The organism is Bordetella genomosp. 8, assembly GCF_002119685.1.
GTDB lineage: Bacteria > Pseudomonadota > Gammaproteobacteria > Burkholderiales > Burkholderiaceae_B > Bordetella_C.
Genome location: NZ_CP021108.1, coordinates 4,773,746 through 4,800,677, shown reverse-complemented (window position 1 = coordinate 4,800,677; position 26,932 = coordinate 4,773,746). Strand labels below are relative to the sequence as shown.

Here is a 26,932-nt window from a genome sequence, read left to right as displayed (position 1 = left end):
CTGGCGTCCGCCGGGCTGACGGGGGTAAATATCCAGATCGTGGAAACTTCGTCGCATTTCAATCGGATGTCAGGGTCGGGCGCTACAGTCCGCCCCAACGGCGTTTACGCATTGAAGGGGTTCGGATGAAAGGCAGATCCATCGCGGCAGGCGTGCTTGCGATCGTGGTAGTCGGCGGCGTGGCCGCCTGTTCGTTCGCGTACCGCAACGCCATCGACCCCATCGACCCGCCCGCGGCGACGTCGTTCGATGCGCAATCGATCGCGCGCGGCGCGCAACTGGCGGCCGTCGGGGATTGTGTGTCCTGCCATACCGTCGCCGGCGGGAAATCCTATGCCGGCGGCATGCCGCTGGATACCCCTTTCGGTACGCTCTACAGCACCAACATCACGCCGGATCCGCAGACCGGTATCGGCAACTGGTCGCTGGCCGCGTTCACGCGGGCGATGCGCGAAGGCGTGTCGCGCGACGGCCACCTGCTGTATCCGGCCTTCCCGTATCCGCATTTCACGCGGATGTCGGATGCCGACGTCAAGGACCTGTACGCGTACATGATGACGCGCACGCCCGTTCACGCCCCCGCGCGCGACAACCAGCTGACCTTTCCCCTGGGCTTCCGGCCGCTGATCGCGGGATGGAATCTGCTTTACCTGCATCCCGGTCCGCTGCCGGACGATGCCTCGCACAGTGCCGAATGGCTGCGCGGCCGTTACCTGGTCGAAGGACCGGGGCACTGCGCCGCCTGCCATACTCCCATGACGGCCCTGGGCGCCGAAGACGGCGGCAAGCCGTTCGCCGGCGGCAGCATCGATGGCTGGGACGTGCCGCCGCTGAATGCGCTGGGACACAAGCAGCCTGCCTGGACGGTCGACCAGCTGACCTCCTATCTGCGCACCGGCCTGGCCAGCCAGCACGGCGCGGCCGCGGGCCCGATGGAGCCGGTCACGCGCCAGTTGGGCTTGGTTTCGGAAAGCGACGTGCGCGCCATGGCGGTGTATCTGCTCTCGCTGGATGCCTCGGCGCCGGCCGCACCCGCACCCGCATCCGGACCCGCATCCGCACCCCCATCCACGCCCGCAACCGCACCCGCCCAGGCAGGCAGCCAGCCCGATGCCGAGCGCCTCCAACGCGGCGCGGCGCTGTTCGCCTCCACCTGCGCCGCCTGCCACGCCGCATCGGCCCCGATGACGACCATAGGCGAGCGTCCGTCGCTGGCGCTCAGCTCCGTCGTCAACGCCGACAGCCCGCGCAACGCCGTCAACCTGATCCTGCAAGGCATCCCCCTGAGGGGCTCCGCCGCATCCCATTACATGCCTTCTTTCGCGCACACCTTGAACGATCAGCAGATTGCCGACATCCTGGCCTTTACCCGCGTGAGCATCGCGCAGCGTCCCGCCTGGACCGGACTGGATGACGCGGTCGCGAAGATCCGCAAGGAGAACACGTCCAAATGATTACCTTGACCGTCAACGGCACGCCGCATGACCTGGACATCGATCCCTCGATGCCCCTGCTGTACGCGCTGCGCAACCACCTGGAATTGAACGGCGCCAAGTTCGGCTGCGGCATGGGCCAGTGCGGCGCCTGTACCGTCATCGTCGACCAGGAGCCGGTGTTCTCCTGCCAGTTTCCCGCCGCGGCCGCCCAGGGCCGCAAGGTAAGGACGATCGAAGGCCTGGGCACGGCCGAACATCCCGGTCCGCTGCAGAAGGCCTTCATCGACAAGCAGGCCGCGCAGTGCGGCTACTGCATCGCCGGGATGGTGATGCGCGCGCAGGCCCTGCTGGATCGCAACAGCTCGCCCAGCGAAGAGGAGATCCGCGCGCACATGCAGCCCAATCTGTGCCGCTGCGGCACCCACATGCGCATCCTGGCCGCGATCGCGGACGCGGCGACCGCCATGCGCGCCGCCGGCGCGACCAATGGCGAGACGGTCGCCGCCACGGGAGCCGCCAAATGAGCGCAAGCCGGATCACGCGACCAAGCGCCCCTCGACATTCATCGGGCGCCTCGCCCGAACTGCCCCAAGACCCGACGCGCCGCCGCTTCCTGGCCGCCGGCGCCATCACCGTGGGCTTTTCGCTGCTGCCCCATATGCCCGCCATGGCGCAGGAAGCCGCCTCCAAGGGTCCGAAACTGCCCGGCAACCTGAACACCACGCCCATGCTGGACGCCTGGGTCAGGCTGGACGAAACCGGCAAGCTCACCGTCTTCACCGGCAAGGCCGAGCTCGGCACCGGCGTGCGCACGGCGTTCATCCAGATCGCGGCGGAAGAGCTGGACGTCGCGCCGGAAGCCGTGCATCTGGTCACGGCCGACACGGCGCGCACCCCCAACGAAGGCTATACCGCCGGCAGCCATTCGGTGGCCGACAGCGGCACCGCCATCCTGAACGCCGCCGCGCAGGTGCGCGGGCTGCTGGTGCAAGCCGCGGCGGACCGCCTGAAGGTGGCCGTCGATACGCTGACCGTCGCCAAGGGCGTGATCCAGGCGCCCGACGGCCGGCGCCTGACGTATGGAGAGGCGGTTGCCGGGCTGGACCTGCATCGCGCCGCGCAGCCCGAATCGCCGCTGAAGGATCCTCGGACCCACACGGTGCTGGGCCAGCCCATGCAGCGCGTGGACATCCCGGGCAAGGTGACCGGCGGCGCCAGCTATGTCCAGGACATGCGCCTGCCCGGCATGGTGCACGCGCGCGTGGTGCGCCAGCCATCCTATGGCGCCAGGTTGATCAAGGCCGACTTCGATGGCGTGCAGGCCATGCCAGGCGTGATCAAGGTCGTCCGCGACGGCAACTACCTGGCCGTGGTTGCCCAGGACGAATGGCAGGCCATCGTCGCCATGCGCGCCCTGGCGCAATCGGCGCAGTGGGAAGAAACCTATGTGCTGCCCGACGAGTCCGGCATCCATGATTACCTGAAGTCGCTGCCTTCGCGGGAGATCGACGTGATCGATCGCAAGGGCCCCGCCGCGCCCGGCGTTCGAACCCTGAAGGCGCGCTATTCGAAGCCGTATCTGACGCACGGCTCCATCGGACCCTCCTGCGCCATCGGGCATTTCGATAATGGCGCGATGACGGTATGGACGCATACGCAAGGCGTTTTCCCGTTGCGCAAGGGCCTGGCGGAAATGCTGTCGCTGCCGCAGGACAAGGTGCGCTGCATTCACGTGGAAGGCTCGGGCTGCTACGGCCACAACGGTGCGGATGACGTGGCCGCCGACGCGGCGCTGGTCGCCCGCGCGGTGCCGGGGCGCCCGGTGCGCGTGCAGTGGATGCGTGACCAGGAACATACCTGGGAGCCCGCCGGTCCACCCATGGTGACCGAGGTGCAGGCATCGCTGGACGCCCAGGGCAATGTGGTGGATTGGCAATACGAGATATGGAGCAACAGCCATAACCAGCGCATCGACAACGCCGGCCGCATGATTCCGACGTGGGCGCTGGCGCAGCCCTTCACGCCCGCGCCGCCCGTGCCGATTCCCATGCCGGAGGGCGGCGGCGACCGCAACAGCATCCCGCTTTACGCCTTTCCCAACACCAAGGTGCTGCATCACTTCATTCCCGAGATGCCCTTGCGCGTGTCGGCGATGCGGTCGCTGGGCGCCTACATGAACATCTTCGCCATCGAAAGCTTCATGGACGAGCTGGCGGCGGCGGCCCAGGCCGATCCGGTGGAATATCGCCTGCGGCACATCAAGGACCCGCGCGCCCGCGACGTGATCCAGCTGGCGGCCCAGCGCTTCGGCTGGGATCCCAAGCGCAAGCGCGAGCCCGGCCGCGGCTTCGGCTTTTCCTTCGCCATGTACAAGAACCTGATGGCCTACCTGGCCATCGGCATGGAGCTGACGGTGGATCGCGATACGGGCGAGGTGCACATCCATCGCGCGGTCGCCGCCATTGATACAGGGCAGATCGTCAACCCGGACGGCGTGCGCAACCAGGTGGAGGGCGGCATCATCCAGTCCACCAGCTGGACGCTGTACGAGCAGCTGCATTTCGACAAGCGGCGGGTCACCACCTTCGACTGGAGCACCTATCCCATCCTGCGTTTTTCCAACGTGCCGGACAAGATAGAAGTGCACCTGATAGACCGTCCCGGCGCGCCTTTCCTGGGCGCCGGCGAGGCGTCGCAAGGACCGGCGTCGGCCTGCGTGGCCAACGCCATCGCCGACGCCACCGGCATGCGCCTGCGCAGCACGCCGCTGGCCGCGGGTCCGCGGCTGAAGGATTATCCGCACGCGTAGGATCCGGCCCGCCGCATGGCGGCGGAGGGCCGTGACGGCAGGCGTGCGGCTACCGCCACCGCGCCGCGACCCGCCACGGGGCAAAAAAAAGGCGCGGCCCCGGGCCGCGCCTTTTTTCCATGGGTGGCAGGGTTTACTTCTTCTTGGTGAAGTCACCCGCCACCGCGGTGCTGAAGTCCTGCGGCTTCAGGTAGGTGCGCAGTGCTTCGTTCACGGCGGCCGGCGTCAGCGCGGCAATCTGCTTGTCCATGTCGGCCGACCAGGCAAAGGTACGGCCGCGGCGGATGTAGTCTATCCACGTGCTGGCCAGGACGTCGTCCTGTGCCCGGCTCAGACGCCGATAGTTCAGCAGCGAGGCGATCCCATCGCGGATTTCCGCTTCCGAAAAGCCGTCCTTGTGGACGCGCGCGAGTTCTTCCGAAATGGCCTGCTCCAGGCGCTGGCGGTTTTCCGGCGCGTAGATCGCATAGACCACCCAGCTGCCGCGCGGCTCGAACGACGACGCCGACAGCGTGCTGCGCACGTTGTATGACAGGCCGTCCTTTTCGCGGACCCGGTTCCACAGGCGCGAGGTTTCCGAGGTGCCCAGCAGGTAGTTGGCCATGTACAAGGCCGCGTAGTCCTTGGACGTGTCCTGCAGCGCCAGCGGCATGCGGCTGGCGTAGAAGGCGTTCGCCTTGTCCGGCGTGGGAATGTCGAACTTCTGCGCCGGGATGGCGCGGTAGGGCTCGGGCACCCGGGTGTAGGGCGCGCCGCGCTTCCAGCCCGCCAGGCCTTTCTTCAGCGCCGTTTCGGTGGCGTCCGCGTCGAAATCGCCCACGGCGGAGAACGCGATCGTTCCGGCGCCGTAGAACCGGTTGTGGAAGCGCGCCAGCACGTCATGCGACAGGGTCCGCACGCTGGCCAGCGATTCCTCGAAGGTCGGCACGTAGCGGATATCGTCCTTGGGCCACGGATTGTCCTGACGCGCCAGGGCTCGCATGGCCAGGGCCGACGGTTCGTTCATGGCGTTCTGGATGGCGGTGATGGCCTGCGCCTTGTATTCGTCCAGCTGGGCCTGCGGGAAGTTGGCGTTGCGGATGATGTCCATCACCGTGGCGACGACCGCGGGCAGGTTGTCGCGCGTGGTGGAGATGGAAACGGACAGGTTGGTGCCTGAACCGCTGAAGTTGACGTCTGCCTTCAGTTGGTCGAAGCGGTCCTGGATGGCCTGGCGCGACAGCTTGCTGGTGCCGCGCTCGAGCATATCGGCCACGGCGTCGGCGACGTCGCGCTGGCCGCGCAAGGTGTCCGCGTTGCCGAACTGCAGGAGCAGGCGCGCGCGCACGCGGTGCCCGCGCGTGGGCTTGGACAGCAGGGCGACGTCCACCTTGCCGTTGGGCAGGTCCAGCGTGCGGCGGACCGTCAGCTTGTCGATATTGGCCGGGGTCGGATCGAAGGCCGCGGCCTGCGTATAGCCCGGATCGCCCTTGTAGTCCTTCAGCGCCGCGGTCAGGTCGACGCGGCTGTTGGCCGGCGCGCGCACCGGCTTGGCCGTCGGGATATAGCGGCCCGCCGTGCGGTTGCTGGGCACCAGGTAGGCGGCGGCGACACGCTGTACGTCGGCCAGCTTGGCCTCGCGCACGCGATCGCGTTGCAGGAAGAACAGGCGCCAGTCGCCGCTGGCGATGGCTTCGGACAGGGCGACGCCGATCCGTTGCGGGTCGCTATAGGTCTGCTCCCAATCGCGCAGCCACTTGCTGCGCGCGCGGTCCAGCTCTTCCTGCGTGAAAGGCGTGCGGCCCACCGATTCCAGCGTGCTGGTCAGCGCCTTCAGGGATGCGTCCTGGTCCATGGTGGGCTCCAGCTGGGCGCCGAACATCACCACGCCGGGATCGCGCTGTTCCATCGTGAAGCCGAAGACGTCCGACGCCAGCTTGCGCTGCACCATATTGCGGTACAGCCGGCCGGACGGCGTGTCCGACAGCATGACGGTGGCCAGGTCCATCGGTACGTAGTCGGGGCTGCCCGCGGCGGGGATGTGGTACATCGCCGCCACCAGCGGCGTGCCGCCGGCGCGCCGCAGCGTGACTTCGCGTTCGCCGTCCTGCACCGGTTCGACCGTGTATTCGGGCGGCAGCGGACGGCTCGGGCGCGGCACCTTGCCCAGCGTCTTGCTGATCGTGTCCAGCGTATCCTGGGGATTGAACTTGCCCGCGACGATGAGCACGGCGTTGTCGGGCTGGTAATACTGGTGGTAGAACGCCTGCAACTGGCCGATATCGACGTTTTCGACGTCCGAGCGCGCGCCTATGGTGTCCTTGCCGTAGTTGTGCCACTGGAAGGCCGCGGCTTCCATCTTCTGCATCAGGATGCGGAAGGGGCTGTTTTCGCCGTTTTCCATCTCGTTGCGGACCACGGTCATTTCCGTATCCAGGTCTTCCCGCGCAATCAGCGAATTGACCATGGCGTCGGCCTGCCAGCCCAGGTACCAGTCCAGCGTTTCCGGGTTGGCGGCGAAGCTGGCGAAATAGTTGGTGCGGTCGCTGCTGGTGCTGCCGTTGGCGGCCAGGCCGCGGCGCGAGAACTCGCCCATCGCGTTGCGGGTGGTGGGCGTGCCCTTGAACAGCATGTGCTCCAGCAGGTGCGCCATGCCCGTCTGGCCATAGTTTTCATTGCGCGAACCCACCAGATAGGTCATGTTGACCGTGGTGGTGGGTTTGGAGTCGTCCGGCGCCAGCAGCACGCGCAGCCCGTTGCTCAGGCGGAATTCCGTAATGCCCTCTACGGAGGAGACTTCCGTCGTGCCTTCCGGCAGTGTCGCCGCGCTGGCCTGGAAAGCCAGGAAGGACGAAAAAATCAGTGTCTTCAGGTGGCGCGACAATGCGGGGGTGGAAATGGGCATGGACGGGTTTCCCTGCGAGATGGTGAAGTTGTTGGAGTGTATACGGGTCGATAGGTTCCTATCGCGGCGCCCTGGATCCCCCGCGGTCCGAGACGAATCGGCGGGGCATTACACGGGCCCGGCACCCCCCCTTGCCCTGGGCGGCGGCGGACCGCCAAGGTATATTCCTACCCGCGCGGCCATACCGCGCACCGCATCACAAGGAACGAATTCAAGATGAAGCTTTTCCAAAAGATCCTTTTCCTGCTGGCCGCCTGGAGCCTGTGCGGCGCCGCCGCGGCGCGTTCGCCGGTGGTGGTGGACACCTTCCCGCCGGCCAAGGGCGCGAAAACGCCGCAATACACGGTGGACGCGGATGCCCGCCGGCTGGACGGCAAGCAGCTGGGAATGGCGCTGACGGCGGTGGCCCGCGACAAGAAACGCGGCCCCGATACCCCCGTCGCGGTGCTGGTCGACCCCACGTTGACGCTGAACGACATCAGCGCGCTGGCGCGCGTGGTGCATCAGGCGGGCATGAAGAGCGCCCGCTATTTCCAGTACCAGCGCGACCGCGGCATGATCACGGAATTCGTGCCCGGCAATCCGGACGCCGCTTTCCCGCGCGCCCGGCTGGATTCCGAAGTCATGGCCGCGCCCAAGTAGGGCCGGCGTGGATGAGCACGCGATGATCCCCGTCGATTGCACCTACGAGCGCCATGCGGGCGCCATGCTGGAGATCTTCAACGACGCCATCCTGACGTCCACGGCGCTGTACGAATACCAGCCGCGCACGGACGCCGTCATGCAGGCCTGGTTCGAGGCCAAGCGCAAGGGCGGCTTCCCGGTGATCGGCTTCGAGGACGGCGACGGCACGCTCATGGGCTTCGCCAGCTATGGCACGTTCCGCGCCTTTCCGGCCTTCAAGTATTCGGTCGAGCATTCCGTGTACGTCGCGCGTGATCATCGCGGCCGCGGCCTGGGCCAGGCACTGATGCGCGCGCTGATCGCGCGCGCCCGCGCCCAGCAATACCACGTGCTGGTGGGCGCCATCGATACCAGCAACACGGCCAGTTGCGCGCTGCATGAAAAGCTGGGGTTCACGCACGCAGGTACGGTGCGGCAGGCCGGCTTCAAGTTCGGCCGCTGGCTGGACGTCGCGTTCTATCAGATGCTGCTGGAAACCCCGGACGAGCCGGCCGACGGTTGATTCACTTCGACAGCATGCGCATCGCCTGCTCCAGGCCGGCGACGGTGACGGGATACATGCGGTCGTGCATGATGTTCTTCAGGATCGCGATGGACTGGCGATATGGCCAGGACGCCGTGGGCTCCGGATTCAGCCAGGCCGCCTTGGGCCAGGCTTCCAGCAGGCGCTGCATCCATACCGCGCCGGCTTCCTTGTTCATGTGCTCGACCGAGCCGCCCGGCTGCAGGATTTCGTAGGGGCTCATCGTGGCGTCGCCGACGATGATCAGCCGCCAGTCCGCGTTGTACTTGCGCAGCACATCCCAGGTGTCGAAACCGTCGCTCTGGCGGCGCCGGTTGCTTTGCCACAGGCGCTCGTACGGACAGTTGTGGAAGTAGAAGACGTCCAGGTGGCGGAATTCGCTGCGCGCCGCGGAAAACAATTCCTCTACCCGGGCGATGTGGTCGTCCATGCTGCCGCCCACGTCGAGCAGCATCAGAACTTTCACGGTATTGCGTCGTTCCGGGACCAGGCGCAGATCCAGGTGGCCCGCATTGCGGGCGGTGCTGGTGATGGTGTCGTCCAGGTCCAGTTCCAGGTCGGCGCCCTGGCGCGCGAAGCGGCGCAGCCGCCGCAGCGCCACCTTGAAATTGCGGGTGCCCAGTTCGAGCGTGTCGTCGTAATCGCGGAACTGGCGCATGTCCCAGACCTTGACCGCGCTGCGATTGCCGCCCGACTCCCCGCCCACGCGTATGCCTTCGGGGTGGTAGCCGCCATTGCCGAAAGGCGACGTGCCACCGGTGCCTATCCATTTGCTGCCGCCGGCATGGCGTTCGGTCTGTTCCTGCAGCCTCTGCTTGAACAACTCCATCAGCTTGTCCCAGCCATGGGCCTGGATGGCGGCCTTTTCTTCCGGCGTGAGCGTGCGTTCGAGCTGCTTGATCAGCCAGTCCAGCGGGATCTGCTTGTCCGGCGGCAGGCTGGCGGCGATGCCGCGGTAGTACGCCGCGAAGGCCTGGTCGTAGCGGTCGAACAGGGTTTCGTCCTTGACCAGCGTCATGCGCGACAAATGATAGAACTCGTCCAGCGTCGGCGGCATGAGCGGCTGGCGCAGCGCTTCCAGCAGGGTCAGGTATTCCTGTACCGACACCGGCAGCCGGTGCGCGCGCAGGTGGTAGAAGAAGTCGATCAGCATGGCGGCGCCGGAACCGGACTCGTCGCTAGCGGCGCTGGCCGGTTCGCGTCATGGCGGCCAGGCGTTCCAGCAACTGCATGTCCTGCTCGTTCTTCAGCAGGGCGCCGGCCATCAGCGGCACGGCGGTGGCGGCGTGGGCCTCGATCTGGCCGGCGGGAACGTCTTCGGCCAGCAGCAGGTGCAGCCAGTCCAGCAGTTCCGACGTCGAAGGTTTTTTCTTGAGCCCCGGCGCGTCGCGCAAGGCGAAGAAGGTATCCAGCGCCGCGCGCAGCACGTCGGCGCGCAGCGTCGGGAAATGCACGCCGACGATATCGCGCATGATGTCGCGGTCGGGGAATCGGATGTAGTGAAAAAAGCAGCGGCGCAGGAACGCGTCCGGCAGGTCCTTTTCGTTGTTGGACGTGATGATGACCAGCGGGCGGTGGCGCGCGGCGATGGTCTGGCGCGTTTCGTACACATGGAATTCCATGCGGTCCAGCTCGCGCAGCAGGTCGTTGGGAAACTCGATGTCGGCCTTGTCGATTTCATCGATCAGCAGCACGACCGGCTCGGGCGCCTCGAACGCCTGCCAGAGCACGCCTTGCACGATGTAGTTGCGGATGTCCCGCACCTTTTCATCGCCCAGCTGCGAATCGCGCAGGCGCGACACGGCGTCGTATTCGTACAGGCCCTGGTGCGCCTTGGTGGTGGACTTGATATGCCATTGCAGCAGGGGCCGCCCCAGGGCGCTCGCGACTTCTTCGGCCAGCATGGTCTTGCCGGTGCCCGGCTCGCCCTTGATCAATAGCGGGCGCTGCAGCGCCAGGGCGGCGTTCACCGCCAGTTTCAGGTCTTCGGTGGCGACATAGCGTTCCGTGCCTTCGAAGCGCGGCGCGGCGGGGGAAGAAGCTGCGGGCATGAGGGGAGCGACCTCGTGTGGCGCGGGAAGTACCGTGCGAGTACCGGTCCCGCCGTTGGCGATGGGCTAATTATCGTACAATCGTCCGGTTTGCGGCCCGGGGGAGGCCGGTCCGCGAATGTCAGCTAGGCAGTTCCAGAAGTTCCAGCAACCAAAGTCGCCATATCAAGAGCCAATTCATGAAGTTGCGAACCACTGTATTGCGTAAGGCGGGCCTGCTTGCCGTTTTGCTGTCCTGTGCGGGCGCCGGCGCGGCGCACGCCGCGGATGCCGCCCAGGGCGGCAACGCCCAGGCCGGGCGTGACAAGGTGTCCATGTGCATCGGCTGCCACGGCATCGCGGACTACAAGACGGCGTTCCCCGAGGTCTACCGGGTACCGATGATCGCCGGGCAGAATGCCAAGTACATCGAAAACGCGCTGAACGCATACAAGAAGGGCGAGCGCAGCCATCCCACCATGGACGCCGTCGCGGGCAGCCTGTCCGACCAGGACATCGCTGATATCGCTGCGTACTACGCCAATCTCAAATGACGGGGGCATCCATGAAAAGCATAATCGTGACCCTCGCCGGGGTGTTGCTGGGCATGGCCGCGACCGCGTCGCGCGCCGACGATCTGGCCGCCGGCAAGGCGGTGTTCGACAAGTTCAATTGCGCGTCGTGCCATGGCGCCGACGCCAAGACGCCCACGGATCCGCAGTATCCGATCCTGGCCGGCCAGCATGAAGACTACCTGGCGCACGCGTTGAAGGCCTATCGCCGCGGCCAGTCGGGCGCGCCGTCCACGGCCAATATCCGCAAGAATCCCATCATGGGCGCGTTCGCCGCGCAGCTCAGCGACGCCGACATCGTCAACGTGGCTGCCTGGCTGTCCAGCCTGCCCAGCGATCTGGGCACGCGCAAGTAAGGTTGGGTTAGCAGGCCGGAGGCGCGGCGTGGGGGCTCTTTCGCCGCCGGGCCGCCCCAAGGCGAAAAGCGCCCCCTCGGGGGGCAGCAAGCCGAAGGCGCGGCGTGGGGGCCCCTTACCTCCTACCTTTCGGCGCGCTGCCGGATCAGCTCGATGTAGGCATCGCTGTCCATCGGCGTGCCCAGGCGCTGGGCTTCCCAGACCACCTGGCCCAGGCATTCCATGATCTCGTGCACGGCATGGTGCGCATCCCCGCGCGCCACCAGTCGCTGATACGCGGCGCGTATCCCGGGCGGGTGATCGATCGACAGCTGCTCGGCAATGGCGAGGTGCATGGACAGGTGCAGAAAGGGATTGGTGCGGCCTTTTTCCACCGAATACTCGGCCGTCATCGCCTCGGGGCTTTCCAGGTCCTGGTGATATTCCGGGTGCTCGGTCATCCAGTCCACGGCCATCGACTCCAGCGGCGTGACGAGCTCGCCGGCCCTGTGCTTGCGCCAGGCTTCGATGAAAAATTCGCGCACTTGGTCGCGGGACGGATTGAACATGGCGGCTTCGGAACGGCATCGGGGCGCGGCGGAGCCCGCGCAACCCGTTATTCTACCTACTCGTCGAATTGTCATTCCCGCGCCCGCCGGCTTGCGGATATAGAATGGCGGGCACGTGCCAGCAGGCTTCGGAGCATCCATGTCGTACCAGCATATCCAGGCTCCCTCGGAGGGGCAGAAAATCACGGTCAATGCGGATTTCACGTTGAACGTGCCGGATCAGCCCATCATCCCCTATATCCAGGGGGACGGGGTCGGCGTCGACATCACGCCCGTCATGATCTCGGTGGTGGACGCGGCGGTGGAAAAAAGCTACGGCGCACGGCGGCGCATCCATTGGATGGAAGTCTACGCCGGCGAAAAGGCCACCCGCGTTTACGGCCCGGACGCCTGGCTGCCGGAAGAAACCCTGCAGGCGGTGCGTGACTACGTGGTATCCATCAAGGGCCCGCTGGCGGCCGCCAGGATGGACGGCGGCGTGCGTTCGCTGAATGTCGCGCTGCGGCAGGAACTGGACCTGTACGTCTGCCTGCGCCCCGCGCGCTATTTCCGTGGCGTGCCGGCGCCGCTGCGCGAACCGGAAAAGACCGACATGGTCATCTTCCGCGAGAACTCCGAGGATATCTACGCCGGCATCGAGTTCCCCGCCGGCTCTCCCCAGGCGCGCGAACTGGTGGATTTCCTGCAGAACCACGTGCATTCCCGCCATCTGCGCTTTCCCGACAGCTCGGCCATCGGCATCAAGCCGGTGTCGCGCGAAGGGACGCGGCGCCTGGTGCGCAAGGCCGCCCAATACGCCATCGATCATGACCGCGCGACCCTGACGCTGGTGCACAAGGGCAACATCATGACGTACACCGAGGGCGGCTTCCGCGACTGGGGCTACGAGTTGCTGCGCGATGAATTCGACGCGGTGCAGATCGATGGCGGCCCGTGGTGCCGCTTCAAGAATCCGAAGTCGGGGCGCGAGATCGTCGCCAAGGACATCATGGCGGATGCCTTCCTTCAGCAATCCATGCTGCGGCCCGGCGAATTCGACGTCATCGCCACGCTGAATCTGAACGGCGACTATATTTCCGCGGCGGTGGCGGCGCAGGTGGGCGGCATCGGGATCACGCCGGGCGCCAATATGTCCGATTCGGTGGCGATGTTCGAAGCCACGCACGGCACCGCGCCCAAGTACGCCGGCAAGGACTACGTCAACCCGGGTTCGGAAATCCTGGCCGCCGCGATGATGCTGCGGCATCTGGGCTGGGTCGAGGCCGCCGACCTGATCATCGTCAGCATGGAAAAGGCGATCCTGGCCAAGCAGGTCACTTTCGATTTCGCCCGTCTGATGAAGGGCGCGGAGCAGGTGTCCTGTTCCGGGTTTGGCCGGGTGATGATCGAGAATATGTGACGGCTTCGGCCAGGTCGGCCGACCCGGGCGCGCCGGGCTGATCCGGCAGCGCTACGCCGTCCACGGCGCCGGTCGCGGTGCCTTCGCCGCTGTCGCCCCGGGCCGCCGCCGCGTTTTCCGCGCCGGCGAGTTCCCGCAGGTAGGCCAGCGCCTTTTCCTTCTGCTCGGCGGACAGGGTGTGATAGGCCACCAGCAGTTCGGCCATGTCGTCGTCGCGGGTGTAGAACCAGGGCGCCGGCATGTTCAAGGCCTGGGCCAGCCGCTCAATCAGGAAAAAGCCGGGCGTATGCTTGCCGCGCTCGTATTGGTTCATGCGCGAGCTTGCCGACATTTCATCCAATCCCGCAAGCGTACCCAGCCTTTCCTGGGAAAGGCCCGCGCGCAGTCGTGCCTCTTTTAACCTGCTGGTTAGCATGGATTGGAACGTCCTATCTGATCCGGCGATGGTCTTCGATTTCGTGCCGGGGCTCCCTAAGAGTTTCATAGTGCCACAAAGTCAAGAGCTTTGTAATAATGTATCTGTGTGATACATAACGTCTCTGGGAATGAAACGTCCTTGGAGATCGTCCAGGTCCGCCTTTCGAGGATGGGATCTGACCGTTCAGGTAAGAACCGATTGTGACCTCCCTAACTCTCCCCAAGCGTGAATTGCAAGCCACGCTTATCCAGCTTGAAGCCGACTTGCGCAGGCTGACGTCCACGGTCCAGGAACTGTCCGCATGGCTGTCCCGTGCCGGCGAACTGGATGACGTCGCGCGGGTGGCGCCCGCCGCTCGCACGGCCTTGCCGGGGCCTTCCATGGCCGCGGAGCCCATGGCCCCGGGCTGGCGCCTGCGCGAAGGCGGCTGGACGCTGGTCTCGCCCCAAGGCCAGCGCCTGGCGCTGACCACGCTGGAGAGGCTCTTCATGCTGGCCTTGTTCAGCGCCCCCAACCACAGCCTGGCGCGCAATGAGCTGGGGTCGCTGGCGGCGGGCCGCGGCGACGCCGGCGACAAATCGGCGACCTCGCCGCGGGGCGTGGACGTCATGGTCAGCCGCCTGCGGCGCAAGGCGCAGGCGACGGGCATGCCGCTGCCACTGCGATCGGTGCGCCGCTGGGGCTATATGTTCACCGAGGACGCGGCGGCGGAGTAGTCCGCGGATCGCGCCGCCGATGCCGTATTGCGCGTGGGCGCCGGCAACCGTGCGATGACCCGCTGCAGGCGGGTCGCCAGCGCGCGGCTGGCCGGCGTCAGCGGCATGCGCAATTCATCGTCGATCAGCCCTTCCATGGCCAGCGCTTTCTTGACCGGCGCCGGATTGGGTTCGGCGAACAACAGGCGGATCAAGGGCGACAAGGCGTCATGGAGCTCGCGCGCCGCGTCGGCATGGCCGGCCTGCGCCAGCCGCATCATGCGCACGAAAAGGTCGGGCCGGACGTGGGCGGACGCCGGGATGGCGCCGCTGCCGCCGGCGCTGAAATGCGCCAGCAATGCCTTGTCCTCCCCGCACAAGGCGGCGATCCGGCCGCGCTGGCGCAGGGTCTGCAACACCGCCGGATGGCACTCCTTGACGGCGACGATGGTGGGGCAGCTGGCGAGCGCTTCCATGGTTTCCACCGTCATCTGCACGCCCGTGCGCTTGGGGATGTTGTACAGCACCAGGGGCCGGTCGGTCGCCCAGGCGATCTGGCGGTAGTGCCACATGATGCCCGCCTGCGACGGGCACAAGTAGTACGGCGGCGGCACCAGGTAGCCGGCCGGATGGGTCGTGTCCAGGCGCCGGATGGCCGCGGCCACGCCGTTCGTGTCGACGCCGCCGGCGCCGATCATGATGGGCAGCGCGTGCGCATCGTCGCGGATCGCGTGGATCATCTCGATCTTCTCGCTCAGCGTCAGGAGATTCCCTTCTCCGGTCGAACCGAATAGCACCAGGCCGGATACGCCGGCCTCGCGGTAGCGGCTCGCCAGCCGCTGCGCCGCCCGAAGGTCCACCCGTCCTTGCCGCAGCGGCGTGACCATGGGTAGCCAGATACCGTCGAAACGCGTGGCGGTTGCCGAAACTGTCGCGGACATAGCGTTGTCCCCCAGGTCCATGGTATCAATGCACGGCCGCCAGGGCGGCGGGCTGGATGGGACCGAGCTCGGCGTCCATGACGTTCATCATGATCCGATGCAGCATGGGGTCCAGTTCTTCGCGTGGCGCCTGCAGCGCCAGCGTGACGACGCCGCGGTGACGGCAGACCGTCAGGATGCGCAGGCCCGGCATGTCGCCAAGCAGGTCTTCCAGGCGTGCACGTGCCTGGGCGCCGTCGTCGCCGCGCACGCGCAGCGTCAGGCTGTAGGGGGTATCGGCGCAGGCAGGCGTGGCCCCGGCCGGGCGGCCGGCTTCCCGGCTCGAGTGCATGGTATGGGCAGTATGTTCGCGAACGGGGCGTTCCGGCATGGTGTCGTGCACGTCCCGCCTTGCGGCCGGTGCGTGCCATCGTTGATAACGCTTTGACTATAGGCGGGCCGGTATAAACCGGGCGCAAAAAACCGCCTGTCGCCCGTAAAGGCGGTATCAACGCGCGTTCGGCAAGCCTTGGACAGGGCGATCGCGCAACTTGGCTCGCATGATCTTTCCAGTGGAGGTCATGGGCAGTGCGTCCAGGTATTCGACCGCGCGCGGGTACTCGTGAGCGCCGACCTTCGTGCGCACGTGGTCCTGCAATTGGCGTGTCAATTCCGCATCCGGTTCGATTCCGTCTTCAAGCACCACGAATGCCTTGACGATCTCGGTGCGCGTCTCGTCGGGCGTCCCGATCACTGCTGCGAGTTTCACCGCGGGATGGCTGGCGAGGCAGTCTTCGATGGGGCCTGGGCCGATACGGTAGCCCGCGCTGGTGATGACGTCGTCGTCGCGCCCGACGAACTTGATGTAGCGCTCGGTATCCTGGAATCCCAGGTCGCCGGTCAGCAGCCATCCGTTCAGGAATTTGGCGGCCGTGGCTTCGGGATTGTTCCAGTAGTGCAGGAACATGACGGGATCCGGTGTCCTGACCGCGATATGGCCATGCGTGCCCGGCGGCACTTCGATGCCATGATCGTCGATGATGCGCACGTCGTGGCCCGGCACGGGACGTCCCATGAAGCCGGGTTTCGTCTCGAACAAGGCCGCGCACGAGGACACCACCATATTGCACTCTGTCTGGCCATAGAACTCATTGATCGTGACGCCCAGGACGTCACGCGCCCATGCCTGCAGCTCGGCGCCCAGGGATTCACCTCCGCTGGCGACCGATTCCAGCCGGGCGCGCAGGGTGGGGTCCCTTTGCGTGGCGGACCGCATCAGCCTCAAGGCGGTCGGCGGCAGGAACACGCGATTTACCCCGTAGCGGTGCATCAGGTCGAACGTATCGACCACATCGAACTTGGCGAAGCGGCAGGCGACCACCGTGGCGCCGAAGTGCCAGGCTGGCAGCAGGACGTCCAGCAGACCGCCGATCCATGCCCAGTCAGCCGGTGTCCAGAAGACGTCCGAAGCGGCGATGCGGCCCCCATGGGACAACTCGACGCCCGGCAGATGCCCCAGCAGGGTTCGATGGGCGTGCAGCGCGCCCTTGGCCTTGCCCGTCGTGCCGGATGTATAGATGATCAACGCCGGTGTTTCCGCCAGGGTGTTTCGCGTCGCGAAACCGGTCGGCATGGCGGCCACCAGCCGGTCGAAATCCCGTGCCGGATCGCCATGCTCGACCACCAGTACCGTGGCCAGATCCGGGAGCCGAGCGCGGATGGCATTGACGCGTTCAGCGCCTGCGGCGTCCGTGACCAGCAGTTTCGCGCCGCTGTCGGCGAGCCGGTGCAGCAGCGCGTCGTCACCAAATAACGTGAAAAGCGGCACGGCGATGGCGCCGAGCCTGTAGGCGCCCAGGTGCGTGATGGCGGTCTGCGGACACTGTGGCAGCAGCACGGCAATGCGGTCGCCGTGCTGCACGCCCTGGCTTTCGAAAAGGGCGGCCGCCTGGCACGAAAGCCGTTGCAAGTCGCGGAAGGTATAGCGGTGCGGCGTCCCATCGGGGTCCTGATAGATCAGGGCGACGGCGTCCGGCGTGGCCTGCGCCCACTTGTCGCAGACATCCTGGGCAATATTGAAATGGACGGGTATGGCCCAATGCGGCGTCGGTTTAGTCATGTCTCATTGTCGTCATGGGGCGACGCCATCAGGCGGCCGTCTGCCCGGTTATCTGCCGTCCCAGGCACCGGCATGGGCAAAGCGCCGTCCGGCATGCCCGCCTACGTCCATGGCGTTTCGTCCGGTGAGCGCTCATGATGGGACGTGGCCTGTTGGAAAGCGCGGCCAACGCGGAACAGATGCGCTTCGCTGAACGGCCTCCCGATGATCTGCATGCCGACCGGCAGGCCATCGCCGTCGAAGCCACAAGGAACATTCAAGGACGGGAAGCCCGTCAGGCTGGCGATCCCGGTGAATTGCATGATCGCGGACAGCATGTCTTCCGGCTCGCCATCGTCAATGACGACGCGGGTCTCTCCTACCTTCGTCGCCGTGAACGGCAGGGTAGGGCAGACGAAGACGTCGACCCGCTCGAACGCCTCGAGAAATTCGGCGCGCAGCAGCGCGCGATAGCGTTGCGCTTGCAGGTAATGCGTGGCCAGCATCATCTCACCCGCTTCCAGCAGCGTGCGCACATCGTCGCCATAATCGCCGGGCCGTTCGCGCAGGTTGCGCTGATGATAGGTGCTCGGTTCGGCGGACTCGATGGTCAGTTGTGCGGATATATTTCCTTCGATGCTCGCAATCGCGACGTCCTCGATGGTGGCTCCCAGGCTGACCAGGACGTCCAGCGCGCCGCGCACGGCGTTCTCCACCGCGGACTGCAGGTGATGGAAGAAGTAACCCGGCACGATACCCACGCGCAGGCCGCGCAGATCGACGTCCGACTTGTTGGACATCCGGTTGACGGGATGTCGCACGGACGCGGGATCGCGCGGATCGAAGCCGGCGATCGCGTCGAATACCAGCTCACAATCCTCGACGGTGCGTGTGATGGGGCCGGCGGTATCCATCGACCAGGCCAGTGGCACGATGCCGTGGTTGCTTACCCGGCCATAGGTCGGCCGGATGCCGACCGTGCCGTTGACGGCGGACGGCAGGCGGATCGATCCTCCCGTATCGGTGCCGATGGCGCAATGGCAGAACCGCGCCGCGACGGCGACGGCCGATCCGCCACTGGAGCCTGCTGGAAAGCGGGCGGGATCCCACGGGTTGCGCACGTTTCCGTAATGGGGGTTGGCCGAGGTGCCGCCCCACGCGAATTCATGCATATTGGTCTTGCCCAGCACGATGGCGCCCGCCCGGCGCAGGCGGCGCACGATGGTCGCATCCTCGGTCGGTATCCAGTCCGCGAGCACCTTGCTGCCCGCGGTCGTGCGCCCGCCGGCGGTCGCGATATTGTCCTTCAGCGCGATCGGTATTCCATGCAGTGGCCCAAGATCGTGGCCGGCGCGCAGCATCGTCTCGGACGCGCGGGCCACGGCCATGGCCTGCTCGTCGAACACGGTGATGAACGACCTCAAGACGGCATCGCCTGCCGCGATGCGTTCCAGCGCAGCCTCGACGATCCGGACCGGCGAAAGTTCGCCCTTGCGCAATAGCCGGGCTGTCTCCGCGATGCCGAGATCAAGGAAGTCAGCCCTCATTGCTGTCTCCCTCGCGGGAATGGGCATGCAGGAACGCCGTTACCGGTTGCAGCGCGGCATGGCCGACATTGCTCATGCGTTCCGACAGGCGATTCGCGGCCGGCACCCATGCATCCAGCACCGCGGCGACGGCCTGCGCGCGTTCCGCGTCCAGCGTCAGCCCGGCCTGACCGGCGAGGATGACGATCCTGTCCACGGAAGACAAGCCACGCTTGGAGGGAGATTCCATGATTGTTGATCCTGACGGGGCAGAACCAACAAGATAGGCACGCCGGCAAGCGGGCGCTTGTCTCGCAGCGTCAATGACTGTGCTGGCCGTGACAAGGTTCGAATGCCATGGCCGGGGCGCGGGGCGTTCAGGACTTCCGGATGATCGTCTGTGGAGAGACGCCGTAGATACGCTTGTACGCCCTGCTGAAATGGGAAAGGTCACAGAAACCGTAGCTCATGGCGGCATCCGTCACGTTGCGGGCGGTGCCCTCCACCAGCGCGCAATGGCTGGCCTCCAGGCGCCGCTGCCAGACCCAGCGCATGGGCGTGGTGCCGTGGGCGGCGAAGACCCGGGCCAGCGTGCGCGTGGAAACATGTTGTGAATTGGCGAGTGTTTCGACGTCCAGCGAAGGATCGCCCAAGTGCTGTTCGGCATAGGCAATCGCGCGTTCGTACAGCGCGGACTGGGCCGTATACGGCCTGGTCGTACCACTGGTCTGTACATCCACGGTCGCCGCCAGCAGATCAAGCAGCGAACTGACCGCGCGGGTTCCGGCTCGCGGCAGTTGCGACAAGGCGTCGGACCGGGCGATTTCCTTGATCATGCTGCCGAGCACCCGCGTGATGTCCAGGCCTTCTCCAAGCCGGGTGGCGACCAGTTTGTCCGCATAGGGCACGCGATGGAGCAGCAATGCGCGCGGAATACTCATGATGAAGACGGAATCCGGCGTAAGCGTGAAGCTGAAGGGGCGCGCCGCGTCGTAAAGGACGATGTCGCCTGTCCGCTGCACCACGCTGCGTCCGTTCTGCGTCAGGTGCCCGTAGCCCGAATCCATATAGGCGAGCCAGTAATCGTCGATGGGCCGGGTCCGCAGGTAATGGGCGTCACGGTCCCAGCGGTGTTCGGGCGCGCTCATCTCGCTGATCGACAGGGCACCCACGGTGCGCCCTGACAAGGTCGCGTCGAACCGCTGGCGATGGTCGGAGTTGCTGGCGGCCGGAATGCAGTGCCTGCACACCTCGTCCTTCCAGTATTCGAATCTTTGCTCTGGCGTTACATCCATTGTGGAGATGTCGTATTGCATCTTTTTCCCCTGACATCGATCTCGCGGGTTATGCAGCCTTCATTCTCCTGGCCCCCGCCGGCCTGCCGATGGCACGAAAGGAGCGTACTGGCGGATTGTCGACAAGAGAATCCGGGTAAGTACGGTGACCAGGGGGCGACAGCCCAGGGAAAGTTTGGATGGATATGGGGAGATAAGGGGAACGGTGCGGCGGGCTGCTTCAGCTCGCCGCACCCGCCGAGAGCGCCTCCGCGCCCGGCAGGGCGCGCCAGGACGGCGGACCTTGGAGGATTTCGGCCTGTGTGAGCAGGCAGGCGTCCAGGTCCGCCTGCAATCGCGCCGTATCGATATCCTTTCCGATGAAGACGAGCTCCTGCCGGCAGTCGCCCACGGAATCGTCCCATTTCCGCAGGATGGCGTCGCGCCGGTAGGCGTCGCGCGGCCAGCCGTCCCGAGCGATGAAGTTCCACCACCGTCCCGTAAATCCCCACTGGAAGGTGCCGCCCGTCTGCGCCAGCACACCGATTTCCGTATATCGATTGGCTACCCAGAAGTAGCCCTTGCAGCGCAGCAGCGTGCCATTGGTCCAGCTACGGTGCAGGAATCCATGCAGGCGCCCGGGGTGGAACGGCGACCGGCTCCGATAGGCATATGAGGAAACGCCATAGGTGTCGGCTTCCGACGACCCATCGTGCGCATCCAGTTGCCGCATCCAGCCGGGGGAGGCCGCCAGCGAGGCCAGATCGAATCGGGACGTGTTCAATATCGAACCGAGCGGAACTTCTCCGTGGCGGACCGGCAGGATTTCCGCGCGCGGATTCAGCGCATGCAGGACCGCTTCGAGGCTACGCAGGTCGGCGTCACGCATCAGGTCCGTCTTGCTGATGAGTATGACGTCCGCGTATTCGACCTGTTCGGTCAACAGGTCCGACAGGCTGCGGGTCGCTTGCGCGTCTGCCGCCGCGTGCGCGCCACGATCGACTTTCCCATGGTGGGCCAGCATTGCCTCGAAATTGGCGCCGTCCACGACCGTCACCATCGTATCGAGCCGCGCCAGTTCGGCCAGGCTGAAGCCGTTCGCATCCAGGAAAGCGAAAGTTTCGGCCACCGGCATCGGCTCGGAAATCCCTGTCGATTCGATAAGCAGATAATCGAAGCGCTGCTGCCGGGCCAGTTCGGCGATCTGCTCCAGCAGATCCGCCCGGAGTGTGCAGCATATGCAGCCGTTGCTCATTTCAATGAGCCGTTCCGTGGCGCGGTTCAGGGTGACGCCGTGCTGCACGGCTTCGCCATCGATATTGATCTCGCTCATGTCGTTGACGATGACGGCGACCTTCATGTTCTCGCGGTTGCGCAGGACATGATTGAGCAAGGTCGTCTTTCCGGCCCCAAGGAAGCCGGAAAACACCGTCACGGGAAGTCTGATGGGCGTATTCAAGAGGTGGTTGCGCCGGATCCGAGGACCTTGTCCAGATATCCCTCGAACAGGTCGACCACCACGAAACCGTCGTCCGCGGCCGTGCCCCACAGGTCCGTCACCTTGAACCGAACGTGATAGGTCGGTTCCATCAACGCTTCTTTTCCGTGCCCGATCGAGTCCGGAAACGGCCACTTATGCGTCGTCCTGTGCAGGATCACGCCCTGTTTGCCGCGCACGTAGCCTGGCATGCGTATATGGCCCGGCACGTACTCGTCGCGAACCTGCACGCGGTCCCCGACCTCGAACGGTTTCCGGGTCGGCCGTGTCTGGCGCCCCTCCGAAGAATAAGGACGTGCCAGCTTGAATTCCTTCCCCAGGTACCGCTCGAGTTCTTCATGGGTGATCACGCCGTTTTCGACCAGCAGCGTGGCGGTGCCGATAACGATGCGATCGTAGTAGGGCGATGCGAAATAATGTCGCGCGTCCATCCGTTCGATCGCATGGCGCAACTCGTCGACGCTGAAATTCTTGAGCCTGTCGGCCGCCAGGAACAGCAGGCTGTAAGCGAGGTGTTCCCAGTCTTCGTGGAAAACGGGCTTGTAGCTGAGGCTGTTGTTGGTATGAGGAACTCTGCCGAATCCCTGCTTGCCGCCTAGGTCATGGATGCCGTCCATAATCAATCCTGTGCTGTGCGTGTGTTGGGGGGCGGTGCCGTTGTTCAGGGCGCGACGGGCCGTGCGACGCCGATCAATACGTCCTTGGTCACGAGTTTCGCCAGCTCGGCTTCGCTCATGTGCTGCGTTCCGGCGGGCCGCACGGGCAGTACCATGTAGCGCGTTTCAGCCGTCGTGTCCCACACCTGTACCGTGACATCGGCGGGCAGGTCCTCGCCCAGTTCGCGCAACACCGTGCGCCCCTCGCGGACCAGCCGGGCCCGATACTCGAAGCTCTTGTACCACTCCGGGGGCAGACCCAGGACCGGCCAGTTCGTACACGAGCACAGGCTGCATACGATGACGTTCTGCAGAGTCGGGGTATTTTCCAGCGCGACGATATATTCGCCTTGCGGACCGGTGTAGCCGAACTGCTCGCAAGCCGCCGTGCCATCGCGCAGGAGCAGGGCGCGGAATTCGGGATCGACCCAGGCACGGGCCACTACCTTGGCCCCGTTGGCCGGATCCCAATCGTGCTCCATCTTTCTGGTGAAGTCTTCGATGAAGTTCTCGGGGATCAGGCTCTTGTCTTTGAGCACGTTGTATAGCGCTCGCGCCCGTTCGGATGGCGTGGCCTCGGGCTGGCGGACGGCGTTGTCACTCATGGAGGATCTCCTGGCGAGAGTCATTCAGGGGGAGCATGCGGTCGGCTCCCGGGGCGCGCCCGGGTCGGCCGTGCCGGTCCCTTTCGCGGGTTGCCGGATGACATTGGCCGAAGCAGCCGCGACCGACCGTAAGTATCGTAGCGAAGTGCGCCGGGCAGCGGTTGTCTGGCAGCGCCAGCGATGTTGTATGGCGCCGCCAACTTCTGGCAGTCCGGGCATAGTGGCATGGCGCGCGGGCACAAGCTGCGCTGCCCCGGCGGGACTATGCTGTTTCGTCCCTTTCCCGGTCATGCAGACATATGGAAAACGCCACCACAGCCATCGATCCCTATTTTGGAGCCACGGTAATAGCGCAGACGCCTGGCTTCCTGGCGCGCCGCCTCGCGGCGGTCGAGGCGCCCGGTGTGCCATGGCATGTGAAACGCGCGTCTTCCACGCTGTTTTTCTGCGCGTCGGGCAGTATCGCGGTGCAGATCAAGAAGCCGCCCTTCCGCTGCATCCTCCGGCCAGGGCAAAGCTACGCGGTGCCCGCCGGCGTCGCCATGACGATGTATTCGGTATCGGGGGCGGCAAGCGTATGCGTCGTTTTCGAGTATGGCGAATCGCTCGCCGCCTACCCCGCTGACGCAGCTACCCTGGACGTGTGTTTTGACCGCATGGATCTGGACGTATGCGTGGCGCAGGCGCCGGCCGCCGAAGCTTACGAAGCGTTCACGGCGGGGTTTTCCCGTATGGACGTGCTTTTCACGGCCCCGGCGATCCGCCTGATCGCCCAGGGGCATGGGCCGTCGCAATGCGTGCCGTGGCATTCCCACGACAACATCAGCGACGCATTCTTCTGCCTGTCGGGACGCCTGCGTATCGCGACGCGTGCGCCCGACCGGATCGTCCTGCTTGACCCGGGCGATAGCCATACCGTGCCGCCGGGCGTGGCCCACTTCGTGTCGGGAGAGGCCGGGCGGCCGTGCGAGATGCTCATCGTGCAGGGCGTAGGCGCCTACAACTACGTAGCTGAATAGCCGGCAGGCATCGGTCAGCCGGCAAACATTCTCAAGGGGAAAATCATGCAAAGCCCGAGCGCAGTGGCGCTGGATCAGCCACGCCCGTCTCAAGCACTGAAGGCGAGGGACTACAAGACGCTTGCCTTGTCCGCCCTGGGCGGCACGCTGGAGTTCTATGACTTCGTGATCTTCGTGTTCTTCACCGCTGTCCTGGGCGACCTGTTTTTTCCGCCCGGAATTCCCGGTTGGTTGCGCCAGCTGCAAACCTTTGCCATCTTCGCGGCTGGCTACCTGATCCGTCCGCTGGGCGGACTGGTGCTCGCGCATTTCGGCGATATCCTGGGCCGGAAGAAGATGTTTGTCCTGAGCGTCATGCTGATGTCGATCCCGACGATGGCGGTCGGGCTCCTGCCCACTTACGCTGAGCTGGGCGTCGCCGCGCCCATCCTGCTGTTGCTGATGCGCCTGTTGCAAGGCGCCGCCATCGGTGGCGAAGTGCCCGGCGCCTGGGTGTTCGTGGCCGAACATGTATCTCGCGGCCGCACGGGCCTGGCCTGCGGCACGCTGACCGGGGGCCTGACGGCGGGCATCCTGCTGGGCTCGCTGGTGGCCACCGCGATCAACGCCCACTTCACACCGGCCGATGTGCGGGACTTCGGTTGGCGCATCCCCTTCCTGATCGGCGGCGTGTTCGGCCTGGTTTCCGTGTACCTGCGCAGGTGGCTGGAAGAGACCCCCGTATTCGACGAGATCAAGCGCAATAAGCAGCTGGCAAAGGAGATGCCGGTCAAGACCGTCCTGCGGCAGTACCGTGCGCAGGTAGCGGTTTCGATGTTGCTGACGTCCCTGCTGGCGGGCGCGATCATCGTGATCGTGCTGATGATGCCGATCCTGATGCAGAAGAGCTTTCACGTCGACGCGACAACGGCCCTCGTCGGCAGCAGTATCGCGACCTTTTGCCTGACGCTCGCCTGCGCGGTGGCGGGGATGCTGGCCGACCGATTCGGCCAGCGCCGGGTCCTGCAGGTCGGATGCGTCCTGCTCGCCATGACGTTCTATGCCTTCTATCGCGGCATCTCGGATCCGAATGCCAGCACCACTTCCTGGTTGACGCTTTATGCGATCACGGGGACCGCATTGGGCGTTATCGGCGTCGTGCCTTCCGCCATGGTCGGGGTTTTTCCGCCTGAGATCCGGTTCACCGGAATTTCCTTTTCGTACAACCTCGCCTATGCGATCTTTGGTGGCCTGACACCGATCGTGATCTCGCTGTGGATGGCGGTTGACATCATGGCGCCGCTTTATTTCCTGGTAGCGGTCTGCCTGGTGGGCGCGGTCACGGCGGCATTCCTCAACCGGCTCAGCCGACCGTGACCCTGCGCCGTCAGAACGTCTTCGTGATGGAAGCCACCACCGTGCCGCGGCCCATGAACCGGTCCTGGGAGTTGGTATATACGTCGCGATGCGCGTTGGTGTCGATGTAAGCCACCGATACGCCCAGGCCCTGGCCCAGGTCCTTGGTCAGTCCCAGCTTCCAGTCGTAGTAGGACGCGTTGTCGACGTTGCGCACGTACTGGTAGCCGACGTGCGTGTTCAGCGTCAGGCCCCACACGCCCACATCGTAATTGCCGCTCAGGTCGAAATACTGGCTGCCCTTGCTCTTGGCGAAGCCGAACAGGTTGGATACCGCGTACGAATACTTGAGCGTGGTCGTCCGGTAGCCGACGCTGCCGTACAGTTCGGTCGTGTCCGGGTTGGTGAAGCCGCTGGGATAGTCGCCGGGGTAATAGTACTTCAGCACGCCGAAGTCGAACGGCACGTCCTGCGTGAAGGTGCCGCGATAGCCGCCGTAGAAGTCCATCTCGACGGGCGCGGAGACGTCGGAGTTGCTGTCCGAAAGCCAGCTGATGTTCGAGTTCCAGTTGCCGATGTAGAAGCCGCTCTGGTGGCTGAAGTCGAAGCCGCCCTGGATGGCGGGCTTGTTGTCGGTCTGCATGAGCCCGCGATAGCGGTACTGCGATGCCAGGGTGACGTTGGCGGTCAGGCTGTATGGCGCGGCGGACTGGTCACCACCGGACTGATCGCCGGCCGCGCTTTGCGCGCGCGCGGCGGGGCCCGTCCATGCGGCGGCGACGGCAAGCGCCGTGGTGGCGAATAGCATATGCCTGGCGGATCGGGGACTGGCGTAGCGCATGCGGTTCTCCTGTATTGCGCGTTGCGAAAGAAGCGCAACGATAGGGAGAAACGCGTAAACGCCGGCTCAAAAGACGGGGTGGCGGCGTAAGCGCGATATAAAGCTAGCCCGCGAAGCGGTAGCCGACGCCGATCTCGGTCAGCAGGAAGGCCGGCTGTGCCGGGTCGGCCTCCAGCTTTTGCCGCAGGTGGCCCATGTAGATGCGCAGATAGTGATTGCTTTCGACATGCGAAGGTCCCCACACCTCGCGCAGCAGCTCGCGATGCGTCATCACCTTGCCGCGATGCGCGATCAGCGCCGCGAGCAGGCGATACTCCATGCCGGTCAGATGGACGTGCTGGCCGTTGCGTTGCACGACGCGCTTGGAAAAGTCGACGTGCACGTCGCCGAAGGCGATCTCGGCGGCATTGCCGGCGCCGCCGCGGCCATGGCGGCGCAGCAGCACGCGCAGCCGCGCCAGCAGTTCTCCCACGCCGAAGGGCTTGACCAGATAGTCGTCGGCGCCCGCATCCAGGGCCGCGATCTTGTCGGTTTCGGCGGTCCGCGCGGACAGCACCAGTACCGGCACTTCCGTCCAGGTGCGCAGTTCGCCCATCAGCGTCATGCCGTCGCCGTCGGGCAGGCCAAGGTCCAGGATGACCACGTCCGGTTGCCGGGTGCCGGCCTCGATCAGGCCGCGCTGCACGGTCTCGGCTTCGAATACGGCGCAGCCTTCGTCCTGCAGGGCGGTGCGGACGAAGCGCCGGATGTTGGCATCGTCTTCGATAAGCAATACGGTGGGTTGGAAGTCGAACATCGTCCGTCTG

General features: G+C 65.5%; 27 protein-coding genes. 11 read left to right on the top strand and 16 right to left on the bottom strand.

From position 1 onward, the window contains the following. The first annotated feature begins 125 nt into the window (after positions 1–125). From CAL12_RS21730 to CAL12_RS21720, 3 genes are read left to right on the top strand one after another with little or no spacing between them, the layout of a single operon-like run. Complete coding sequence (locus CAL12_RS21730; RefSeq protein WP_086066515.1) at positions 126–1,454, top strand: cytochrome c; 1,329 nt, start codon at positions 126–128, stop codon at positions 1,452–1,454. Further along, the gene (locus CAL12_RS21725) at positions 1,451–1,960 is read left to right on the top strand and encodes a (2Fe-2S)-binding protein (protein WP_086066514.1); all 510 of its coding nucleotides are present in this window, start codon (positions 1,451–1,453) and stop codon (positions 1,958–1,960) included. The genes CAL12_RS21730 and CAL12_RS21725 overlap by 4 nt, the downstream gene beginning before the upstream one ends. Next, positions 1,957–4,245, top strand: coding sequence for a xanthine dehydrogenase family protein molybdopterin-binding subunit (locus CAL12_RS21720; protein ID WP_086066513.1), 2,289 nt, complete (start codon positions 1,957–1,959; stop codon positions 4,243–4,245). Before CAL12_RS21725 ends, CAL12_RS21720 begins: the two co-directional genes overlap by 4 nt. 133 nt (positions 4,246–4,378) lie before the next feature. Here the strand turns inward: CAL12_RS21720 and CAL12_RS21715 are convergent, their stop codons facing one another. Next, positions 4,379–7,123 carry a M16 family metallopeptidase gene (locus CAL12_RS21715; protein WP_086068043.1) on the bottom strand — a complete coding sequence of 915 codons (2,745 nt, stop codon included), beginning with the start codon at positions 7,121–7,123 and terminating at the stop codon, positions 4,379–4,381. Between the two features lie 222 nt (positions 7,124–7,345). Here CAL12_RS21715 and CAL12_RS21710 point away from each other — a divergent pair, with 222 nt between their 5' ends. Both CAL12_RS21710 and CAL12_RS21705 read left to right on the top strand, forming a co-directional pair. After that, positions 7,346–7,771 carry a hypothetical protein gene (locus tag CAL12_RS21710; protein ID WP_086066512.1) on the top strand — a complete coding sequence of 142 codons (426 nt, stop codon included), beginning with the start codon at positions 7,346–7,348 and terminating at the stop codon, positions 7,769–7,771. A gap of 22 nt (positions 7,772–7,793) precedes the next feature. Further along, entirely contained in the window at positions 7,794–8,315 is a 522-nt protein-coding gene (locus CAL12_RS21705; RefSeq protein ID WP_086066511.1) for a GNAT family N-acetyltransferase, read from the top strand. A gap of 1 nt (position 8,316) precedes the next feature. Here the strand turns inward: CAL12_RS21705 and CAL12_RS21700 are convergent, their stop codons facing one another. Both CAL12_RS21700 and CAL12_RS21695 read right to left on the bottom strand, forming a co-directional pair. Next, a complete protein-coding gene (locus CAL12_RS21700; RefSeq protein ID WP_086066510.1) occupies positions 8,317–9,489 on the bottom strand; it encodes a vWA domain-containing protein in 1,173 nt (390 codons plus the stop codon). A 25-nt stretch (positions 9,490–9,514) separates the two neighbouring features. Continuing rightward, positions 9,515–10,387, bottom strand: coding sequence for an AAA family ATPase (locus tag CAL12_RS21695; protein WP_086066509.1), 873 nt, complete (start codon positions 10,385–10,387; stop codon positions 9,515–9,517). 179 nt (positions 10,388–10,566) lie between these two features. Between CAL12_RS21695 and CAL12_RS21690 the strand changes: the two genes are divergently transcribed. Both CAL12_RS21690 and CAL12_RS21685 read left to right on the top strand, forming a co-directional pair. Continuing rightward, a complete protein-coding gene (locus tag CAL12_RS21690; protein WP_086066508.1) occupies positions 10,567–10,920 on the top strand; it encodes a c-type cytochrome in 354 nt (117 codons plus the stop codon). Between the two features lie 11 nt (positions 10,921–10,931). Further along, entirely contained in the window at positions 10,932–11,294 is a 363-nt protein-coding gene (locus CAL12_RS21685; protein ID WP_086068042.1) for a c-type cytochrome, read from the top strand. Positions 11,295–11,416: 122 nt separating this feature from the next. Here the strand turns inward: CAL12_RS21685 and CAL12_RS21680 are convergent, their stop codons facing one another. Next, positions 11,417–11,842, bottom strand: a complete 426-nt coding sequence (locus tag CAL12_RS21680) for a DUF1841 family protein (RefSeq protein WP_086066507.1) — start codon at positions 11,840–11,842, stop codon at positions 11,417–11,419. A 139-nt stretch (positions 11,843–11,981) separates the two neighbouring features. On the opposite strand from CAL12_RS21680, the gene icd reads away from it, so the two are divergent. Next, positions 11,982–13,241, top strand: a complete 1,260-nt coding sequence (gene icd / locus CAL12_RS21675; protein WP_086066506.1) for an NADP-dependent isocitrate dehydrogenase — start codon at positions 11,982–11,984, stop codon at positions 13,239–13,241. Here the strand turns inward: icd and CAL12_RS21670 are convergent. Continuing rightward, positions 13,156–13,725 carry a helix-turn-helix domain-containing protein gene (locus CAL12_RS21670; RefSeq protein WP_232464594.1) on the bottom strand — a complete coding sequence of 190 codons (570 nt, stop codon included), beginning with the start codon at positions 13,723–13,725 and terminating at the stop codon, positions 13,156–13,158. The two genes, icd and CAL12_RS21670, sit on opposite strands and share 86 nt — an antisense overlap. A 134-nt stretch (positions 13,726–13,859) precedes the next feature. On the opposite strand from CAL12_RS21670, the gene CAL12_RS21665 reads away from it, so the two are divergent. Further along, entirely contained in the window at positions 13,860–14,375 is a 516-nt protein-coding gene (locus tag CAL12_RS21665; protein ID WP_157793075.1) for a helix-turn-helix domain-containing protein, read from the top strand. Here the strand turns inward: CAL12_RS21665 and dapA are convergent. From dapA to nthA, 9 genes are all read right to left on the bottom strand, one after another. Continuing rightward, positions 14,342–15,295: a 4-hydroxy-tetrahydrodipicolinate synthase gene (gene dapA / locus CAL12_RS21660; protein WP_086068041.1), complete on the bottom strand. Its 954-nt coding sequence runs from the start codon at positions 15,293–15,295 to the stop codon at positions 14,342–14,344. The genes CAL12_RS21665 and dapA overlap by 34 nt on opposite strands. Before the next feature lie 25 nt (positions 15,296–15,320). After that, positions 15,321–15,626, bottom strand: a complete 306-nt coding sequence (locus tag CAL12_RS21655) for a hypothetical protein (RefSeq protein WP_157793074.1) — start codon at positions 15,624–15,626, stop codon at positions 15,321–15,323. A gap of 156 nt (positions 15,627–15,782) precedes the next feature. Beyond that, positions 15,783–17,393: an AMP-binding protein gene (locus tag CAL12_RS21650; RefSeq protein WP_086066502.1), complete on the bottom strand. Its 1,611-nt coding sequence runs from the start codon at positions 17,391–17,393 to the stop codon at positions 15,783–15,785. Between the two features lie 101 nt (positions 17,394–17,494). Continuing rightward, entirely contained in the window at positions 17,495–18,919 is a 1,425-nt protein-coding gene (locus CAL12_RS21645; RefSeq protein WP_086066501.1) for an amidase, read from the bottom strand. Next, positions 18,909–19,148 (bottom strand): hypothetical protein, encoded by a 240-nt coding sequence (locus tag CAL12_RS21640; RefSeq protein ID WP_086066500.1) that lies wholly within the window; start codon positions 19,146–19,148, stop codon positions 18,909–18,911. The genes CAL12_RS21645 and CAL12_RS21640 overlap by 11 nt, the downstream gene beginning before the upstream one ends. Before the next feature lie 127 nt (positions 19,149–19,275). After that, complete coding sequence (locus CAL12_RS21635) at positions 19,276–20,193, bottom strand: helix-turn-helix domain-containing protein (RefSeq protein ID WP_198298291.1); 918 nt, start codon at positions 20,191–20,193, stop codon at positions 19,276–19,278. A 220-nt stretch (positions 20,194–20,413) separates the two neighbouring features. Then, the gene (locus CAL12_RS21630) at positions 20,414–21,631 is read right to left on the bottom strand and encodes a GTP-binding protein (RefSeq protein ID WP_232464593.1); all 1,218 of its coding nucleotides are present in this window, start codon (positions 21,629–21,631) and stop codon (positions 20,414–20,416) included. Further along, a complete protein-coding gene (nthB, locus tag CAL12_RS21625; protein WP_086066498.1) occupies positions 21,628–22,287 on the bottom strand; it encodes a nitrile hydratase subunit beta in 660 nt (219 codons plus the stop codon). The genes CAL12_RS21630 and nthB overlap by 4 nt, the downstream gene beginning before the upstream one ends. A 44-nt stretch (positions 22,288–22,331) precedes the next feature. Beyond that, positions 22,332–22,931, bottom strand: a complete 600-nt coding sequence (gene nthA / locus CAL12_RS21620) for a nitrile hydratase subunit alpha (protein WP_086066497.1) — start codon at positions 22,929–22,931, stop codon at positions 22,332–22,334. Between the two features lie 299 nt (positions 22,932–23,230). On the opposite strand from nthA, the gene CAL12_RS28155 reads away from it, so the two are divergent. Further along, entirely contained in the window at positions 23,231–23,950 is a 720-nt protein-coding gene (locus CAL12_RS28155) for a cupin domain-containing protein (RefSeq protein WP_157793073.1), read from the top strand. Between the two features lie 45 nt (positions 23,951–23,995). Next, positions 23,996–25,306, top strand: a complete 1,311-nt coding sequence (locus CAL12_RS21610) for an MFS transporter (RefSeq protein ID WP_086066496.1) — start codon at positions 23,996–23,998, stop codon at positions 25,304–25,306. Positions 25,307–25,316: 10 nt separating this feature from the next. Here the strand turns inward: CAL12_RS21610 and CAL12_RS21605 are convergent, their stop codons facing one another. Next, on the bottom strand, positions 25,317–26,126 hold the full coding sequence (locus CAL12_RS21605; protein ID WP_232464592.1) for a TorF family putative porin: 810 nt from the start codon (positions 26,124–26,126) through the stop codon (positions 25,317–25,319). Positions 26,127–26,229: 103 nt separating this feature from the next. Further along, positions 26,230–26,922, bottom strand: coding sequence for a two-component system response regulator KdpE (kdpE, locus tag CAL12_RS21600; RefSeq protein WP_086066495.1), 693 nt, complete (start codon positions 26,920–26,922; stop codon positions 26,230–26,232). Positions 26,923–26,932: the final 10 nt, after the last annotated feature.

Excerpts from the sequence above, each read along its gene's own strand:
- CAL12_RS21730 (WP_086066515.1), top strand. The coding sequence starts at position 126 with ATGAAAGGCAGATCCATCGCGGCAGGCGTGCTTGCGATCGTGGTAGTC.
- CAL12_RS21725 (WP_086066514.1), top strand. The coding sequence starts at position 1,451 with ATGATTACCTTGACCGTCAACGGCACGCCGCATGACCTGGACATCGAT.
- CAL12_RS21720 (WP_086066513.1), top strand. The coding sequence starts at position 1,957 with ATGAGCGCAAGCCGGATCACGCGACCAAGCGCCCCTCGACATTCATCG.
- CAL12_RS21710 (WP_086066512.1), top strand. The coding sequence starts at position 7,346 with ATGAAGCTTTTCCAAAAGATCCTTTTCCTGCTGGCCGCCTGGAGCCTG.
- CAL12_RS21705 (WP_086066511.1), top strand. The coding sequence starts at position 7,794 with ATGATCCCCGTCGATTGCACCTACGAGCGCCATGCGGGCGCCATGCTG.
- CAL12_RS21700 (WP_086066510.1), bottom strand. The coding sequence starts at position 9,489 with ATGCTGATCGACTTCTTCTACCACCTGCGCGCGCACCGGCTGCCGGTG.
- CAL12_RS21695 (WP_086066509.1), bottom strand. The coding sequence starts at position 10,387 with ATGCCCGCAGCTTCTTCCCCCGCCGCGCCGCGCTTCGAAGGCACGGAA.
- CAL12_RS21690 (WP_086066508.1), top strand. The coding sequence starts at position 10,567 with ATGAAGTTGCGAACCACTGTATTGCGTAAGGCGGGCCTGCTTGCCGTT.
- CAL12_RS21685 (WP_086068042.1), top strand. The coding sequence starts at position 10,932 with ATGAAAAGCATAATCGTGACCCTCGCCGGGGTGTTGCTGGGCATGGCC.
- CAL12_RS21680 (WP_086066507.1), bottom strand. The coding sequence starts at position 11,842 with ATGTTCAATCCGTCCCGCGACCAAGTGCGCGAATTTTTCATCGAAGCC.
- icd (WP_086066506.1), top strand. The coding sequence starts at position 11,982 with ATGTCGTACCAGCATATCCAGGCTCCCTCGGAGGGGCAGAAAATCACG.
- CAL12_RS21670 (WP_232464594.1), bottom strand. The coding sequence starts at position 13,725 with ATGAAACTCTTAGGGAGCCCCGGCACGAAATCGAAGACCATCGCCGGA.
- dapA (WP_086068041.1), bottom strand. The coding sequence starts at position 15,295 with ATGTCCGCGACAGTTTCGGCAACCGCCACGCGTTTCGACGGTATCTGG.
- CAL12_RS21655 (WP_157793074.1), bottom strand. The coding sequence starts at position 15,626 with ATGCACTCGAGCCGGGAAGCCGGCCGCCCGGCCGGGGCCACGCCTGCC.
- CAL12_RS21650 (WP_086066502.1), bottom strand. The coding sequence starts at position 17,393 with ATGACTAAACCGACGCCGCATTGGGCCATACCCGTCCATTTCAATATT.
- CAL12_RS21645 (WP_086066501.1), bottom strand. The coding sequence starts at position 18,919 with ATGAGGGCTGACTTCCTTGATCTCGGCATCGCGGAGACAGCCCGGCTA.
- CAL12_RS21640 (WP_086066500.1), bottom strand. The coding sequence starts at position 19,148 with ATGGAATCTCCCTCCAAGCGTGGCTTGTCTTCCGTGGACAGGATCGTC.
- CAL12_RS21635 (WP_198298291.1), bottom strand. The coding sequence starts at position 20,193 with ATGGATGTAACGCCAGAGCAAAGATTCGAATACTGGAAGGACGAGGTG.
- nthB (WP_086066498.1), bottom strand. The coding sequence starts at position 22,287 with ATGGACGGCATCCATGACCTAGGCGGCAAGCAGGGATTCGGCAGAGTT.
- nthA (WP_086066497.1), bottom strand. The coding sequence starts at position 22,931 with ATGAGTGACAACGCCGTCCGCCAGCCCGAGGCCACGCCATCCGAACGG.
- CAL12_RS28155 (WP_157793073.1), top strand. The coding sequence starts at position 23,231 with ATGGAAAACGCCACCACAGCCATCGATCCCTATTTTGGAGCCACGGTA.
- CAL12_RS21610 (WP_086066496.1), top strand. The coding sequence starts at position 23,996 with ATGCAAAGCCCGAGCGCAGTGGCGCTGGATCAGCCACGCCCGTCTCAA.
- CAL12_RS21605 (WP_232464592.1), bottom strand. The coding sequence starts at position 26,126 with ATGCGCTACGCCAGTCCCCGATCCGCCAGGCATATGCTATTCGCCACC.
- kdpE (WP_086066495.1), bottom strand. The coding sequence starts at position 26,922 with ATGTTCGACTTCCAACCCACCGTATTGCTTATCGAAGACGATGCCAAC.